At 58.0% G+C, this 15,293-nt stretch carries 12 protein-coding genes; 2 read left to right on the top strand and 10 right to left on the bottom strand.

Going from position 1 to position 15,293, the window contains the following annotated elements:
- Positions 1–58 precede the first annotated feature (58 nt).
- From ACMYUN_RS00405 to ACMYUN_RS00380, 6 genes are all read right to left on the bottom strand, one after another.
- Positions 59–487 carry an AprI/Inh family metalloprotease inhibitor gene (locus ACMYUN_RS00405; RefSeq protein WP_152641573.1) on the bottom strand — a complete coding sequence of 143 codons (429 nt, stop codon included), beginning with the start codon at positions 485–487 and terminating at the stop codon, positions 59–61.
- A 91-nt stretch (positions 488–578) separates the two neighbouring features.
- Positions 579–2,024 carry a serralysin family metalloprotease gene (locus ACMYUN_RS00400; protein ID WP_415762393.1) on the bottom strand — a complete coding sequence of 482 codons (1,446 nt, stop codon included), beginning with the start codon at positions 2,022–2,024 and terminating at the stop codon, positions 579–581.
- Positions 2,025–2,483: 459 nt separating this feature from the next.
- Positions 2,484–3,569, bottom strand: a complete 1,086-nt coding sequence (locus tag ACMYUN_RS00395; protein ID WP_415762392.1) for a polyamine ABC transporter substrate-binding protein — start codon at positions 3,567–3,569, stop codon at positions 2,484–2,486.
- A gap of 55 nt (positions 3,570–3,624) precedes the next feature.
- Positions 3,625–3,969 (bottom strand): cupin domain-containing protein, encoded by a 345-nt coding sequence (locus ACMYUN_RS00390; protein WP_039761535.1) that lies wholly within the window; start codon positions 3,967–3,969, stop codon positions 3,625–3,627.
- A 31-nt stretch (positions 3,970–4,000) separates the two neighbouring features.
- Complete coding sequence (locus ACMYUN_RS00385) at positions 4,001–5,407, bottom strand: NAD(P)/FAD-dependent oxidoreductase (RefSeq protein WP_415762391.1); 1,407 nt, start codon at positions 5,405–5,407, stop codon at positions 4,001–4,003.
- 52 nt (positions 5,408–5,459) lie between these two features.
- Positions 5,460–6,275 carry a helix-turn-helix domain-containing protein gene (locus ACMYUN_RS00380; protein ID WP_039761537.1) on the bottom strand — a complete coding sequence of 272 codons (816 nt, stop codon included), beginning with the start codon at positions 6,273–6,275 and terminating at the stop codon, positions 5,460–5,462.
- Positions 6,276–6,540: 265 nt separating this feature from the next.
- On the opposite strand from ACMYUN_RS00380, the gene ACMYUN_RS00375 reads away from it, so the two are divergent.
- Positions 6,541–6,813, top strand: a complete 273-nt coding sequence (locus ACMYUN_RS00375) for a DUF1652 domain-containing protein (protein ID WP_415764010.1) — start codon at positions 6,541–6,543, stop codon at positions 6,811–6,813.
- Between the two features lie 49 nt (positions 6,814–6,862).
- Here the strand turns inward: ACMYUN_RS00375 and ACMYUN_RS00370 are convergent, their stop codons facing one another.
- Positions 6,863–9,337, bottom strand: coding sequence for a UvrD-helicase domain-containing protein (locus tag ACMYUN_RS00370; RefSeq protein ID WP_415762389.1), 2,475 nt, complete (start codon positions 9,335–9,337; stop codon positions 6,863–6,865).
- A 257-nt stretch (positions 9,338–9,594) separates the two neighbouring features.
- Between ACMYUN_RS00370 and ACMYUN_RS00365 the strand changes: the two genes are divergently transcribed.
- Positions 9,595–10,290 carry a pirin family protein gene (locus ACMYUN_RS00365; RefSeq protein ID WP_039761539.1) on the top strand — a complete coding sequence of 232 codons (696 nt, stop codon included), beginning with the start codon at positions 9,595–9,597 and terminating at the stop codon, positions 10,288–10,290.
- A gap of 54 nt (positions 10,291–10,344) precedes the next feature.
- On the opposite strand, the gene pgm is transcribed toward ACMYUN_RS00365, so the two are convergent.
- The 3 genes from pgm to ACMYUN_RS00350 form a co-directional block, all read right to left on the bottom strand.
- On the bottom strand, positions 10,345–11,991 hold the full coding sequence (gene pgm, locus ACMYUN_RS00360) for a phosphoglucomutase (alpha-D-glucose-1,6-bisphosphate-dependent) (protein ID WP_415762387.1): 1,647 nt from the start codon (positions 11,989–11,991) through the stop codon (positions 10,345–10,347).
- A gap of 108 nt (positions 11,992–12,099) precedes the next feature.
- A complete protein-coding gene (locus ACMYUN_RS00355; protein WP_415762386.1) occupies positions 12,100–13,500 on the bottom strand; it encodes a PLP-dependent aminotransferase family protein in 1,401 nt (466 codons plus the stop codon).
- Positions 13,501–13,549: 49 nt separating this feature from the next.
- Positions 13,550–15,016: a hypothetical protein gene (locus tag ACMYUN_RS00350; protein WP_129999389.1), complete on the bottom strand. Its 1,467-nt coding sequence runs from the start codon at positions 15,014–15,016 to the stop codon at positions 13,550–13,552.
- Positions 15,017–15,293: the final 277 nt, after the last annotated feature.

Genomic DNA, 15,293 nt, shown 5'->3' with positions numbered 1-15,293 from the left:
TTGCCTTTATAACCGTACGACTGATCGCTATAACCGTATGGGTATGTACAAGGGCAGATCAGTTGTCGGGCGCCGTACGTTCCAGCGTGACGATCAGCCCCGACTTCAAAGTCGCCAGATACAACCCATCACGTTGTCGGCTGAAAAACCCGATTCTTGAGCCTTCGTGACCGGTGATCGATAAGCCGTCCGGATCAGGAAACCAGCCGATCGGAACGTGTTCGAACCAAGCGCCCAGACACTCTGCTCCCTGACCAAGGGTCTTGTTGGCGAGCAGTTCGACGCTGCAACTGTTGGACGGCTTGTCCTGGAGCTTTTGCGCTTGTCGTTCATCGACCGTTGCGGACAGCGTTGCCTGCCACTGTCCAGCAAACACGGAAGGCTCTTCGAGTCTGAGGCTGCTTGCCATTGCTGTTGCTCCTGAAATCGTAACCAGCGCCACTGAAAGCCACGTCGATGCCGCGTAGGTAAAAGCTCTATTGAACATGGGAAAATTCGCTCCAACCCGTAGCGTTGCGTACAGCGCCTACCGTTGCAAGTAAAGAAAGCGACGCTTTGGGCGCCGCTTTCCTTTCACATCACGCCACGATGTCGCTGGTCGCTGCCTGGCCCACGGTGCTGACGATGAAGTCAGCCACGCCATGCCCGGAGAAATCCACCGACAACAGGCTGTTGCCGCCCGACGAGGTCAATACCGCATCGCCGGCGGAACCGGTGAAGCTGTTGACGAAGTGCAGGCCCGCGCCATTGGTGATGCCGGTCAGGTCGATTTTGTCCAGACCGCTGACAAAATCGAGGATCTGATCGATCGCACCTGGTTTGGAGTCCGAGCTGGCGGCAAACACAAAGGTGTCCGAACCGGTGCCGCCCCACAGCTTGTCGGCACCGCCAGCGCCGTAGAGGATGTCGTTGCCGGCACCGCCCTTCAGCTCGTTGGCCACGCTGTTGCCGATCAACAGATCGCTGCCCGAACCGCCAATCGCGTTCTCGATGATCGCGCCCTTGGCAATCGACACGTTGCCGACCAGGCCGCCCACGTCGGAGAACGAAGCATCGTTGAGGTTGATCTTCTGATTCTGGGTGAAACCGGAGAAGTCCAGGGTGTCCTTGCCGCCGGCATCCCACACCGAAAACACCACTTTGTCGCTCGACGACGAAGCGCTGAGGAAATCGCGACCGGCATTGGAATTGAACCCGTAGGTGGTATCACCTGTGCGGGTCGTGGTGTTGGCGCCGTAGAGCTTCTGGATCGCTGCGATATCGTCCATCAGCGGGCCGGACGAGTAGGCTTCGACGCCGCCCTTGCTGAAGTTCTGGTTGGTGTTGCTCTCGCTCCAGTAACTCATGACGCTGTAGCCACGGGTGTCCTGGCCGTAAGTCGCGTCATTGTAGGTCGGGTTGCCATTGCCGGCGTTGTAGTCGCCAGGGTGAGCAAGGCCCAGGGTGTGGCCGATTTCGTGGGTCAGGGTCTGACGCCCGTAGTTGTTCAGGTCCGGGTTCTTGTTTTGCGTGTAACCGCTATTGATCAGGTACCACGAAGTACCGTCATAGCCAGCGCCAGTGCCTGGCAGATAGGCGAACGCCGCAGCGCCGTCCTGGCCACCGCTGTAGTTACCGAAGGTCATATGGCCGTCGCCGCCCGAGGCTCTCTCGGTAAAGGTGACATTGGCCACGTCGGCCCAGGACTGCATGGCGAGCTTGGCCTGGGCTTGCTGCTGCGCGCTGAACTGACTGAACCCGCTGATTCCGTGCTTGTTCATCGTGCTGTTCGAAGCCGAGGTCAGGAACGTATAGGTCAGTTCGATCTTGCCGCTGCCGTCCTTGTCCTGGTAGGCAGCGCCGTCACGCAACAATTGCGTAGCCGCCTGGTCGACGGAGTACGAGGGTTTGCCATTGACCGTGAGGTTGCCGCCCCGATCGTATTGATGGCTGAAGCTATTGATCTGGTTGTACGCCGAGCTGAAGGCAGCCAGCTGGAAAGCCTGTTCGGCGGAATCAACAGCATTGGTTTTAACTTTCGACATAAACACACTTCCTTGTTTAGCAATGGAACAGTTTTTGTCCGACAGGACGATCTTGGCGAGATCGTCCTATCACTCGCCCAATGAAGGCGTAACGAACCTGACACAATTTGAAATCTGTCGTAAAGAGTTTTTTTGCGATCCAATTTGGTGGACTGTGGAAACTGCCGTAAACAAAGCGCGCGGGAAGGAAAGATAGTTTTTAGTTGCTGAGATAACGGGAATCGTCTGACGATTTTCTATTTAAATATTAAATATCGGTAAGTTCGGATTTGTTGCGCAAGTCACACTTTCAGTCAGCGGTGCCAGTACTTTGATATCAACTATTCTGATCCATCGAATAACGAATGTGGGAGCGAGCCTGCTCGCGAAGACGCCAAGCCACTCAACATAAGTGTCGAATGACAAACCGCTTCGCGAGCAGGCTCGCTCCCACAGGAGTCTTGTATATTGGCCTGAAACTCAGCTACCGGTGCGAATCTTGTTCCACACCCGCGTACGAATCCGGTCGATATTCAGCGGCATCGCTTCCAGCGCAAACAGCTTGCCCATCATTTCCGCGCTCGGGTAAACCTTGGTGTCGTTCTTGATCGCTGGATCGATAAGCGCGTCCGCCTGTTCGTTGCCATTGGCGTAATGCACGTAGTTGGTGATTCCCGCCATCACGTCCGGGCGCAACAGGTAGTTCATGAAGGCGTAGCCAGCCTTTTCGTCCGGTGCATCGGCGGGCATGGCGACCATGTCGAACCAGATCGCCGCGCCTTCCTTGGGAATCGCATAACCGATTTCGACGCCGTTCTTCGCTTCCTTGGCGCGGTTCTCCGCTTGCAGGATGTCGCCGGAAAACCCGACCGCGACGCAGATATCGCCATTGGCCAAATCACTGGTGTACTTGGAGGAATGGAAGTAGCTGACGTAGGGGCGCACTTTCATCAGCAGCGCTTCGGCTTTTTTGTAGTCTTCGGGATTCTTGCTGTGGTGCGGCAAGCCGAGGTAGTTGAGCGCCGCCGGCAGCAGTTCCGGGCCGTTGTCGAGGATCGCCACGCCGCATTTCTGCAGCTTTTCCATGTATTCGGGCTTGAAGATCAGGTCCCAGGAATCCACCGGTGCATTGTCGCCGAGCACCGCTTTGACCTTGGCAATGTTGTAGCCAATACCGGTGCTGCCCCACAGATACGGGAAGCCGTGCTCGTTGTTCGGGTCGTTGGTCTGCAAAGCCTTGAGCAGCGCCGGGTTGAGGTTCTTCCAGTTCGGCAACTGGCTCTTGTCCAGCTTCTTCAGCGCCCCGCCCTGAATCTGCCGCGCCATGAAATGGTTCGACGGGAAAACCACGTCGTAGCCGGATTTGCCCGTCATCAACTTGCCGTCGAGGGTTTCGTTGCTGTCGTAGACGTCGTAGGTAACGCCGATGCCGGTGCCTTTCTGGAAATTCTTTGTGGTATCCGGAGCGATGTAGTCGGACCAGTTGTAGACCTTGACCGTCTCGGCCGCGTGGCTGACGGAAGCGGCCAGCAGCAGCGGCGCCAATGCGAGGGTTTTCTGGATCATGGGGCGATTCCTGTATGGGCTTTTTTTGTTGGCAGGCAATCAAAGGATCGAACAATCAGAAAATCAGCACGTAGCTCTTGCGCACGGTTTCCTGGATATCCCAGATCCCGAGCGTGTTGGCTGGCAACATCAGTGCGTCGCCGCCTTGTATGTGCAGGGTTTCGCCGCCACCGTCGGGGGTGAACGTGCAACGCCCGGAAATGAAATGGCAGAACTCCTGCGCGGTGATCTGCCGCCGCCAGCGGCCGGGAGTACATTCCCAGACGCCGGTTTCAACGCCGTCGTCGCGCTCGACGCTGGTGGTCGAGGCAATTGCGACCGGCTCGCCCAGGGGCACGGCGACCGGATTGGATTCCTCGAGCTTGAGCGTGGCGGTGTTCTTGAACTGGGTGATGCTCATGGCGTGTCCTGTTTATTGAGGTAAACGACGTTCAGTGCATGAAACCTTCCATGAACCCGGCAACCCGGCTGGCAAGCTTGCGCCGCCAGGGTGCGGTCGCGGGATTGGCCAGGGTCTGGTCTTCGTGCACGAAGCTTTTGATGATCGCGTTGTAACCGAGCCAGCGGCATGGCTCTGGCTCCCAGGCACGCAGCGCATGAATGCCGCCGTCGGGCAGCACCCACGGTTGTTGGGTCAGCTCGCTGTCGCGCTCAAGAATCAGATCGGCCAGCGTCCGGCCGCCAAGGTTGCTGGCACCCACTCCCTCGCCGCCATAGCCACCGGATAACGCGATGCCGTTGGCCCGATCGCAGAGCATGTGTGGCTTGAAATGCCGCGACATGCCGAGGTTGCCGCCCCAGGCGTGGGTGATCTGCACGTTTTTCAGTTGCGGGAACAGTTCGCCGAACAGATAGCGGCGCAGTTCGACTTCGTCGCGGGTCAGGTTGAAGTCGTGACGCAGCTTGCCCGCGAACTGATACCCGCCACGGGCGCCGAAAATCAGGCGGTTGTCGGCACTGCGCTGGCCGTAGGTGACCTGGCGGCTGAATTCACTGAAGGCCTGGCCGCGATTGAGGCCGATTTCGTCCCAGGTCGCAGCGGACAGCGGCTCGGTGGCGACAATCAGGCTTTGCACCGGCAATTGATAACGGCCAAGTGGCGGCAAGGTCACCGAATAACCTTCCACCGCCGGGACGATCCAACGGCTGCGCACGCTGGCTTTGGCGGTCCGCAAACTGCCGGGTTGCCAGTGAGTAACGGGGCTGTTTTCGTAGATTTTCACGCCCATGTTCTGCACGGTCCGCGCCAGGCCACGCACCAGTTTCGCTGGGTGAATGGTCGCGACATGAGGGGCGAAGATGCCGCCGTAGGGCTTGGCCACGCGGATCTGCTGGGCCAGTTGCTCGGGGCTGAGCCAGCGGTAATCGTCGTCCGTCAGGCCTTGGGCGTGCAGCTTGCTCAGGTAATCGCGCAGAACGGCTTCCTGCTCTGGGTAACGCGCGGCGCAATACAGCACCCCGCCCTTGCGGTAATCGCAGTCGATGCCCTCGCGCTCGAGGACGATTTCCACTTCATCGGGAATGCTGTGCAGCAGATCGAACGACGCCCTGCGCTGCTGCGGCGATAAGCCTGCGAGCAAGCGATCCTCGCCCAGCAAGTTACCCATGAGCCAGCCGCCGTTGCGCCCGGATGCACCGAACCCGGCGGTTTGCGCCTCAATGATGGCGATATCCAGGCCTGGCGCGTGTTTTTTCAGGTAGTACGCTGCCCACAATCCGGTATAACCGGCGCCGATGATTGCAACGTCGACGTCCAGGTCCTGCTCCAGCGCAGGCCGCGCGAGCAGCGGCTCTTCGAGCTGATTCATCCACAAACTGATCGTGCGCCACGCCGACATGCCAGACTCCGCCACTGAAAACCTTCGATGGCGTCGATCCTAGTGGCTGCCTTCAGTGGCTGTCTTGCGCGCGTGCCCGCAGAGAAATTTGTTTGGCGTAGGCCTTGGGCGACTGACCGGTGTGCTCGCGAAAGCATTTGTAAAACGCTGACAGCGAATTGAAGCCGGCAGCAAACGCCAGCTCGTCGACACGCAACGGCGGCGTGGCGCTATTGAGCGCACGCAGCCAATGCTGCAGGCGCGCCTGATTGACGTAGCGATAAAAGCTTTGCCCGAGCACCTGATTGAGCAGATAGGAAATCTGATTGCGGCTGTACCCGCACTCCTTCGCCACCCGTTGCAGGTCAAGCTCAGGATCCAGATAAGGTTGCTGCTTTTCGAAATACTGCTGAAGGTCTTCGGCCATGAAGCTCAGTTGGCGCGGTGACAGACCGAGGCGACTGACCGCCGGACGCTGACTCGGTGCCGAACTGCCATCGGCGTGGGTTCGCACCAGCGAGGCGTATTCATTGACGCGCCAGATCAAGCCGTCCTTGACCGTGATCGCTTCGCTGGACCGAAACGACACCAGGCCATCGCCGCCGCGCAAGGTCACTTCGTACTGAATGAACGCGGTGTTGCCATCCACCCGAATGCGATCGCAGTGCTCGAGCAGTTCGTCGGATTCTCGCGGCATGCTCACGCGCACATATTCACGCAGCTCATCCAGAGCCAGTACGCGGTTCTGAAAAAAGTCGTTGTACTGGATGTCGGCGTGATAGAGCGCCATGACGCTGTCCAGATCCCGATGCTTCCAGCTCAGGTGATAGCGCATGACCGTGGCGGCCGTGGCCTGGGTCTGTTCTGGGCCGTCGTCATCGGCGTGCATAAGCGGCTCGGCGAAAAAGAACCGAGCTTGCCCAACTTCCTTTGCCACATCAATGAAAAATCCATGGTGGCGTTTTGGCGATAATCGATCAGCCAGTGACTTACATCAAAAAATGCGAATCAATCGCTAAACGGACTGAAAAAACTCACAGTTTTTTCACACACGGATGCTACTTTTAAAGCTCAAGCACTGGTTGAGCCAATGAAGGCTCTTCCCACCTAACATGAGCAAAAGGAAGCGCTCGATGAAGCAGGCGGGCAACACCATGAACAAAGGGTCCAGCAAAGTCACCTTTCCCAACGCCTGCCAGCTGATGCGCTGGCATTTTCATCCCATGGGATTCGAGGCGACGATGGATGCGCCGGGCAGCATGATCGCCCGGCTGTTTGATCGTGCCAGCGGCGAAACCATGATCGCCATCGCCGGCATTCCGTGCGCAACGGTGATGAACGCGGCGGACGTCGAGCGCATCATCGAAGCCATCGAAGATGAACTGGAAGCTTTCACTCCTCCGGAATCTCTCAAGAACTACGCATAACCACCTGATTTAAAATAAAAAGCCCGCAGCGATGCGGGCTTTTTCTTGGTCAGGCGCTGGCTTTTTCGCTTCGATGATCGACGAAGAAAGGTTTGTTCTTGGCGACCCGATCCGACGCCCTCGGCATATTTACCGCTTGGGTTTCCTGCGGTTCGACGTACCAGTAGCAATGGCTGACGGCCCGGGTGATGCCAACGTAGGCGAGGCGCAGGATTTCATCTTTTTGCGCACTGTCGTACGGCTCGCTGTCAGCCGTTTTGCCCAGCCCGGCCATACGGTAGACCTGATTCTTGTACGGCGAACTGGTCAGATGCTGGCAATCACCAAGCAGGAATACCGCATCAGCCTGCAAACCCTTGGCGCTGTGATAGGTCAGCTGTTTCAGTCGCCGCGCCTCATAAGGCAAGCTCGAATCCACATTAAGTACCGACTGAATATGCTTCTGTATCAACAATTTATCGCTGCTTCTTCGATAAAGCATCAAGATCGAGTCACCGCGTCGGTAGTGTTCGGCGAGGCGCTGACCCAGCGCTTCATCATCGCGCTCAAGCACATTGACCGGCTGCAGCGGCTTGGGCTCACCACTGGCCCTGGCCTTTTTCCCCGCAATCGCCGGCGCTGCGCGGACAATGTGCTCGGCGGCGTCGATGATGTGCTGGTGGCTGCGGTAGTTGTCGCTGAGCATGACCCGCGTTGTGCTGGGTGAAGGGAATTCCTTGCTGAACTCCATGAAGTAGCTCGGCGAACTGCCCCGCCAGCCGTAAATGGATTGCCAGTCATCGCCAACGCACAACAGCGACGACCGCTGCGCCCCGCGCCCGACGTGCATGGCCGGGCCACGGCTGCGAATCTCGTTGAGGCTGGCGCGAATCCACGAAACGATCTGCGGCGAAACATCCTGAAATTCATCGATCATCAGATGCGCCATCGGCCGCAACAGCTCATCGCTGAGCAGCTTGAAGTTTTCCGGCGAATGCTCACTGAACAGCGCAAACATGCGGTTGTAGGTCATCACTGGCGGTTTCTGATCCAGCAGGTGATCTTCAAATGCGCGCCAGAACAGGCTCAAAGCCTCGAAGAAAAAGCGATCGGGATCGTCCTTGGCGAAGCTCATCCGACTAACCGCGTCCGGCACATCCAGGCCGAGGTTTTCGATAAAGCCCGCTGCGCCGACAAAACAATCCAGCAATGGTGCCGAAGCCAGCTCGCCTTTGACCTTGTAATCAAAGCCGGGACCGGCGCTGGCATCTCCGGCCAACATCGCAAGAACGCGCCTGGATGACTCGTAACTATCCAGCCATATCAATGGCTTACGACAGAAAGCTTGAAACAGGGTGCGCTTGACCGCCCACTCTGCGGGGACACTCAGCTTGGCGTTGGGTCGGGTTAGCTGGGCGTTTTCCTTGGGATCAAAGCCGAGCACCACCCAGGTATCGACGCTCGGTATGTAACCGTGAGCGTGGAAACGCGAGCCGTTGATTTCAAATGTTTGCCGATTCGGCTCGATGCCTTTGATGGGCCACGCCCCTGCGCGAAACCACAGGTCCTCGATGACATCGCAAAGTTCTTCGTCGCGCTTGGCCGCAAGCTCGGTGACCGCCATGCGTTTCTGCACATCGGGATGGTCGCGCTCCAGTTCCTTTAACTGCAACCCGGCACGGGACAGCGGCTGGATCAACTGGCGGAAACGCTCGTCCTCGTTGAACAGGCGGTGATAGCAGGCATTGAGTTGCTGTCGCTGCGCATCATTGATGCGCAGGTCAAACGGATTGCTGTCGACCTCCTCTGCGCCGCTTTGCGGGCGATCGCTGAGATTTTCGAACGCCTGCAAGCGCTCGAAACCCGGGAGACTGCGGACCATCGGCAGGATGCGCGAGTGAAAGGTTCGCACCAGTTCGCGCGCCTGTTTGGGGTTAAGCGGCTGGCCCCATAGGGTGAATATCTCGATAAGCTTGTTGATGAAGTCCTTGCGTGATTCGCGGGTGAAGGTCACCACGGTCATCGAATCCAGCTCAAAACCCAGATAATGGCTGAGCAACAGAATGCGCAGCACCAGCGTGGTCGACTTGCCGGCACCGGCGCCGGCCACCACCGAGGTGGACGGCGTATCGCTGAAGATCATCTTCCATTGCGCAGCGCTGGGCTGGGCGTGGGCCGGGAGCAAACGGGCGACGTCAGCCTTGATGCGCTTCTTCAGCTCCGCCGTCAGTGGCAGGCGCCAGTCATCAAACAGGTTGGTATCGACGCTGGGCGGGCGATGCTCGGTGTTGCGGCTGTCGCGAATCAGCAGCACCTGGCGGCCTTCCTCCAGCCCCTCAAGCTTGCCCTCCTTGAAACCGTATTCGACACCAGCGGTGTGGCCACTGCGGAATCCGTCGGCTTGCCCGTGCAGCCACGATGCCCGGTGCTGGGCGCGCAATTTTGTCAGGCCGTGACCAAAGAATCGCGCGGCCAGACGCTTGAACCAGGGCATCTCGGCCAGTGGACGAAGTTCAGGAGGAAGATCGGGGGTGTGTTGCGCCACGCTGACGGACTCCAGGGTGTGAGGCTGTGGCGGCTATGGTGTCTGGATTTACCGTTCAGTTCTAGCGAAATGCTTACAGGTCATCGGTTTAGGCGACGAATTGAAAGTCCGATGAAATGATTTCGAGCCGCTGTCACATCTAATTACTCGATCATGATGCAGCAGTTTTTGCGCTTTTTATCGATGATTGCTTGATAGATGATCGTCGTCATCAACCACGGGGTCCGCCCCCTGACGACCCTTATTAGGAGACGATCATGCTTGAACTCAGACCCTTCAGCTCGCTGGGCGGCGCCCATCATGGCTGGCTGGACGCGCATCACCACTTTTCGTTTGCCGAATATTACGATCCGCAGCGGATGAGCTGGGGCAACCTGCGCGTGTGGAACGACGACATCATCGCCGCAGGCACCGGTTTCCCACAGCACCCGCACCGCGACATGGAAATCATCACCTACGTGCGTGAAGGTGCGATCACGCACCAGGACAACCTCGGCAACAAGGGCCGTACCGAAGCCGGCGATGTCCAAGTGATGAGCGCCGGCACCGGCATCGCTCACAGCGAGTACAACCTGGAAGACCAGGAAACCAGGATCTTCCAGATCTGGATTCTGCCGACCGAAACCGGTGCACCGCCCTCCTGGGGAGCCAAGCCGTTTCCCAAAGGCGAGCGCGAAGGCTTTGTCACTTTGGCCAGCGGTAAGGCTGGCGACGATGAGAGTCTGCACATTCGCGCCGATGCACGGCTGGTTGCTGCCAACATCAAGGCCGGTGAAACAGCCGAATACCGTTTGGACGAGGGACGTCGCGCCTATCTGGTTCCGGCCACTGGCGTGATCGAGGTCAATGGCTTGCGTGCCCAAGCGCGTGACGGTGTGGCGGTGGCCCACGAGCAAGTGCTGACGGTCACGGCGATCGAGGACAGCGAGATCGTACTGGTCGACCTGGCTTGATCTACAGGCAACAAAAAAGGGCAACCATTACGGTTGCCCTTTTTCATGTGCGCATCATTTAGTGGAAATAGCGCCATCCACCAACGTTTGCGCTTCGGCCACCAGTTGCTTGAGATGGTCATCGCCGATGAAGCTCTCGGCGTAGATTTTATAAATGTCTTCGGTGCCCGAAGGACGCGCGGCGAACCAGCCGTTTTCGGTCATGACCTTCAGACCGCCAATCGCCTGATCGTTGCCCGGTGCATGGCTGAGAATGTTCTGGATCTTCTCGCCTGCCAGTTCGGTCGAGGTGACCTGCTCTGGCGCCAGCTTGCTCAACAGTGCCTTCTGCTCCGGGTTGGCCTTGGCATCGACACGCACCGAGAACGGCTCGCCCAGTTCGTCGGTCAGCGCGCGGTAGGCCTGGCTTGGATCGCGGCCGGTTCGCGCTGTCATTTCGGCGGCGAGCAACGCTGGGATCAGACCATCCTTGTCGGTGCTCCATACGCCGCCATCCTTGCGCAGGAACGAAGCGCCAGCGCTCTCTTCACCACCGAAACCCAGCGAGCCATCGAACAGACCGTCGGCGAACCATTTGAAACCGACCGGCACTTCGTACAGGCGACGGCCCAGACGCTTGGCAACGCGGTCGATCAGGCCGCTGCTGACCACGGTTTTGCCGACAGCGGCATCAGCGCGCCATTGCGGGCGGTTCTGGAACAGGTAATCGATCGCCACCGCCAGATAATTGTTTGGTGCGAGCAGCCCACCGGACGGCGTAACGATACCGTGGCGGTCGTGATCCGGGTCACAGGCGAACGCCACGTCAAAACGTTCTTTCAGGCCAATCAGGCCCTGCATCGCGTGGCTGGACGATGGGTCCATGCGGATCTGGCCATCCCAATCGACGGTCATGAAACGGAACGTGGAATCGACCTGTTTATTCACCACTTCCAGGTCGAGACGGTAGTGTTGGGCAATGGCCGACCAGTAGCGCACCCCTGCTCCGCCCAGCGGATCGACACCCAGGCGCAGTTTGGCGTCACGGATGGCATCGAAGTCGATAACGTTGATCAGGTCGGCAACGTAGGTGTTCACATAATCGTGGCGATGGGTCGTGCTGGCCTTGAGCGCTTGCTCATAGCTGATGCGTTTGACCCCGGCCAGTTTGTTCGCCAGCAATTCGTTGGCCTTGGCTTCGATCCACTTGGTGATGTGGGTATCGGCCGGGCCACCGTTGGTAGGGTTGTATTTGTAGCCACCGCTTTGTGGCGGGTTGTGCGATGGCGTGATGACGATGCCGTCAGCCAGGCCGGACGTACGGCCGCGGTTGTAGCAGAGAATGGCGTGGGAAATCGCCGGAGTCGGCGTGTACTCGTCGCCTTCGGCAATCATCACGGTGACGCCGTTGGCAGCGAGGACTTCCAGTGCGCTGGCGCCGGCCGGGGTCGACAATGCATGGGTGTCGATGCCGACAAACAGCGGGCCGGTGATGCCTTGCGCTTCGCGATACAGGCAAATCGCCTGGCTGATGGCCAGGACATGCCATTCGTTGAAACTCAAATCGAAGGAGCTGCCGCGGTGGCCGGAGGTGCCGAACGCCACTCGCTGGGTCGAAATCGATGCATCAGGCTGGCCGGTGTAATAGGCCGTAACCAGTCGCGGGATATCGACCAACAGTTCTGCCGGTGCCGGTTTGCCCGCAAAAGGACTGAGTGTCATGCAAAAACCTCTGAAATCGAAGTGGTTCAGGAAATGCTGCGCAGTTTACTGGCAGTTTGACCACCGTGCGACGGGATGTATCCGAAACACTTCCGATGTTTTTTAACATTATCGAGCCCCAGACAGGCGCAAGGCATCGCCGAGCAAACCGATGACACCTGATAAATCCCGCTCGCCGTGATTCAGCGCACTCAAACGCAGATGATCGGCATGCAAGCCTCGCAGACTGAACAGCTCACCCGGCGCCACGATGATTTGTTGCTTGAGCAATCGCCGGAAGACATTTGCCATGTCGACCGGTCGCACCGAACGCACCCACACCGTCGCCCCGCCCTGTGGCTCGACAATCTGCAGCGCGTCGCCCAACCGTTCACGCAATACCTGGATCAACGAGGAGCGGCGCTCACCGAGCATGCGTCGCAACACGAACAGATGCTGATCGAGACGCCCCCCGCTTAACAGCCTGGCAATCGCTTTCTGTCGAATGGGCGACAGGCGAAACGCACGGAACAGGAAATGCCGCTGCAACTCATTGCGCCAATGCCGCGACAGAACGAAGCCGAATGGCGCTTCCGCACCAATGAATTTCTCGAAGCTGGAAAACACCAGCAAGCGATCCGGATCCAGCCAGTTACGTAACCGTTGCGAATCAGCGCGCTCATCAAGCTCGCTGTAGCAATCGTTTTCCAGCACCCAGATGCCATAGCGCTCGAGCATCTTCGCGATTGCCTGCTGATGTTCCTGGGTAAAACCGCAGCCCTGGGGCAGGCTCAACACTGAAGACAAAACCACCAGACGGACCGGCTCGTTCCTGAGCATCATTTCCAGTGCCGACAGATCCACCTCGCCCTCGGCCAGCGAAGGCCATTCGATCACACGCACGTCGCACGACTCGAGCAGACGCAAAATCACCCAGTCACAGGGAGATTCAACCACGACGACGGCTTCACGCAACTCAAGCACCGAAATCAGGATTTCCAGAACGCCGCGCAGATCAGCACCAATATAAACATCATCGGCATGCCAATAATTCGCCGTCGAACAGGTGTACCGCGCTGCCAGGGCAACCCGCAATTCCAGTTCCCCGCAAGGCTGCACGAGGGTCTGAGGCTGGCGAGGGTATTGGCGCAAGAGTTCACGCTCCAACGTCATCAAAGGACTGTCCAGCGGTTGTAGCGATGCCGGTTCGTCAGCGCTCAAAACACACATCCCGGGACGTCTCGCGTTAACGTAAACGGTCTCCAGCAGATCACTGCCATCACCGGGCGCGTCCAGGCTGTAAAGCGCTTGAGCGTAATAACCTGATTTGGCTATGGAATAGACCCGGCCTTCTTTTTCCAGCAACGCGTAAGCGTATTGCACAGTCGAAATCGACACATTCAGCCGGTCGGCCAGTTGGCGTAACGAGGGCATGCGTACTGCTGCATGCCCACCGGCATCGTCAATCAGCGTTGTCAGATACCGATAAACCGACTGGTAGACAAAATCATGTTCCCGTGCGCCCTTCACAACCTCAATTCCATGGACAGGGGTTTTCGGCCCGACCTTTGTCTCACCGTCAGCGTTCCGTTGACCGCTCGACGTGTGACACGGCGCCCACCTCGCAGGCATCCAGGTCATCGGAGGCGAATTCGGTCGGCGAGCACAACTGAACAGGCCCCATCGCATAGAGACGGGTGATCAGCCTGACGGGCAGACCACTGACTTCGGTCATCCATTTCAACACCTGCTCCGGGGCATGCAAGCCCTGCATGGCCCGGTGCAGATCTGGCATCGCGACCAGCATGCCTGGATGACAATTACGCAAAAACCTTTCAAGACCTTTGCCGCCGTCGATAAACGGTGCGAATAACAGGCAGACCAACTGCGTTTCGTTCAAGCCGAAACCATTGAGCAGATAATCATCTGCCAGTATTCGCAGTTGCTCTGGCCCGCCGACATTTTCAAAACTGCACATCAAGTGTTCGCAGACGGGCTCCGCCGCTTGTTTTCGGCGCAGGTCGGCCAGGGTATTGCGGGCGTAGTCGTCGACTCCCGCTTGATACGCCCTCCCCTCGATGAATTGCGCGTACAAGCCTCGCACGTGGGCTGAAATCAGCGGATCGGCAAATAACGCTTCGCCCTGATACAGCGCCAGATCATCCGGTTCAAACCCCAGAAATTCGCCCAATAGCGGCCAGCGATCCTCCAGCTTGCCAACCATCATGTCGTTGATGTCGATAAAACTGGTGCGACGGCAGGCTTCGAATTCACCCTCTGGTCGCCAGACGGTGCGCTCATCATCTGAACGTAGCTCGCGATAGAAATCGTCACCAAGCCCGTCGAGCAATGGAAAAAGCGCTTCGAATCCGCTCTGGACCAGCCCGGGGCCGGCGATCGCCACTCTCTGCATCGCACGGTTCAGGCCCTCAAGGAAATGCCGCTGACTGCTTCTGGTTTCAGTGCTGATCATGGCGTCGACGCCATTATTCCAGCGGGCGATCTGGCTGTAGTACTCGGCAGTGGCCAGGTAAGCGTCATCCCACAATTCGGGAGTCTCAATCCAGGTACGACAGTGCCCTACGAGCAGCAGATTGATCCGACTGGCTTCATGACCGTCGTTGCTGACGGCTGTGCGGTGATCGAAGGGCAGCACCTCGCGGTTATCCACCATCAGCAGCTCGACCCGGGGGTCGTCATAGAGAAACAGTGCGCTGAAGCTGCGATGCAGGTTTTGCAGGTTGCCAGGGCTGTCACCGTTCCAGCGCAGGGTAGCAACGCGCAGCTGGAATGTAGCAGGGGCGCGACTGGCAATGGTCAACTGCGCTGCGCGAAGCAAAGCCAGGGTGTAGCAGCTGTCACGCGAGCCAGACTGATGCACAAGCACCTTGAACTGCCCGACGTTGTCCATTCCGCCGGCCGCCACGACCAGGCGCTGGATCAATAACTGCAAAGCTGTGCGCTCGGCGCGGGAAAAGAAACTCAGCAAACGCTGCAAAACTTGCTGATAGACATAGTTCATTGCCTGATCGTGGATCGTGCTCATCGGTATTTACCCGGTATAGAAAATTTCATGCCGCATGCACTGGACAGTGTGCGCCCGACAAATTGGATCAATAAGTAATAGACGCTGAAATGCTAACACTTACAAAGTTGTATTTATTTGAAACACTTGACCTGCGAAAAAACCGTTAGCGGCAGAGCAAAATTTATAACTATTTGTTTTTGCTAGCATTTTTTCAGCAACCATTAATCTGAGGAAACTTCCCACAACGTCTCACGAAGATTCATTACAAGAAAAAGAGACGCAACTTCGGAATCGC

Origin of the sequence: Pseudomonas sp. CP4 (assembly GCF_047758505.1) — a bacterium.
GTDB classification, from domain to species: Bacteria; Pseudomonadota; Gammaproteobacteria; order Pseudomonadales; family Pseudomonadaceae; genus Aquipseudomonas; species Aquipseudomonas fluorescens_AO.
Note: the sequence above shows the minus strand (reverse complement) of the source record. Positions and strands in the feature narration are given on the sequence as shown.

Bases quoted from the DNA above. Each gene is read 5' to 3' on its own strand.
- ACMYUN_RS00405 (WP_152641573.1), bottom strand. From the start codon at position 487: ATGTTCAATAGAGCTTTTACCTACGCGGCATCGACGTGGCTTTCAGTG.
- ACMYUN_RS00400 (WP_415762393.1), bottom strand. From the start codon at position 2,024: ATGTCGAAAGTTAAAACCAATGCTGTTGATTCCGCCGAACAGGCTTTC.
- ACMYUN_RS00395 (WP_415762392.1), bottom strand. From the start codon at position 3,569: ATGATCCAGAAAACCCTCGCATTGGCGCCGCTGCTGCTGGCCGCTTCC.
- ACMYUN_RS00390 (WP_039761535.1), bottom strand. From the start codon at position 3,969: ATGAGCATCACCCAGTTCAAGAACACCGCCACGCTCAAGCTCGAGGAA.
- ACMYUN_RS00385 (WP_415762391.1), bottom strand. From the start codon at position 5,407: ATGTCGGCGTGGCGCACGATCAGTTTGTGGATGAATCAGCTCGAAGAG.
- ACMYUN_RS00380 (WP_039761537.1), bottom strand. From the start codon at position 6,275: ATGCACGCCGATGACGACGGCCCAGAACAGACCCAGGCCACGGCCGCC.
- ACMYUN_RS00375 (WP_415764010.1), top strand. From the start codon at position 6,541: ATGAACAAAGGGTCCAGCAAAGTCACCTTTCCCAACGCCTGCCAGCTG.
- ACMYUN_RS00365 (WP_039761539.1), top strand. From the start codon at position 9,595: ATGCTTGAACTCAGACCCTTCAGCTCGCTGGGCGGCGCCCATCATGGC.
- pgm (WP_415762387.1), bottom strand. From the start codon at position 11,991: ATGACACTCAGTCCTTTTGCGGGCAAACCGGCACCGGCAGAACTGTTG.
- ACMYUN_RS00350 (WP_129999389.1), bottom strand. From the start codon at position 15,016: ATGAGCACGATCCACGATCAGGCAATGAACTATGTCTATCAGCAAGTT.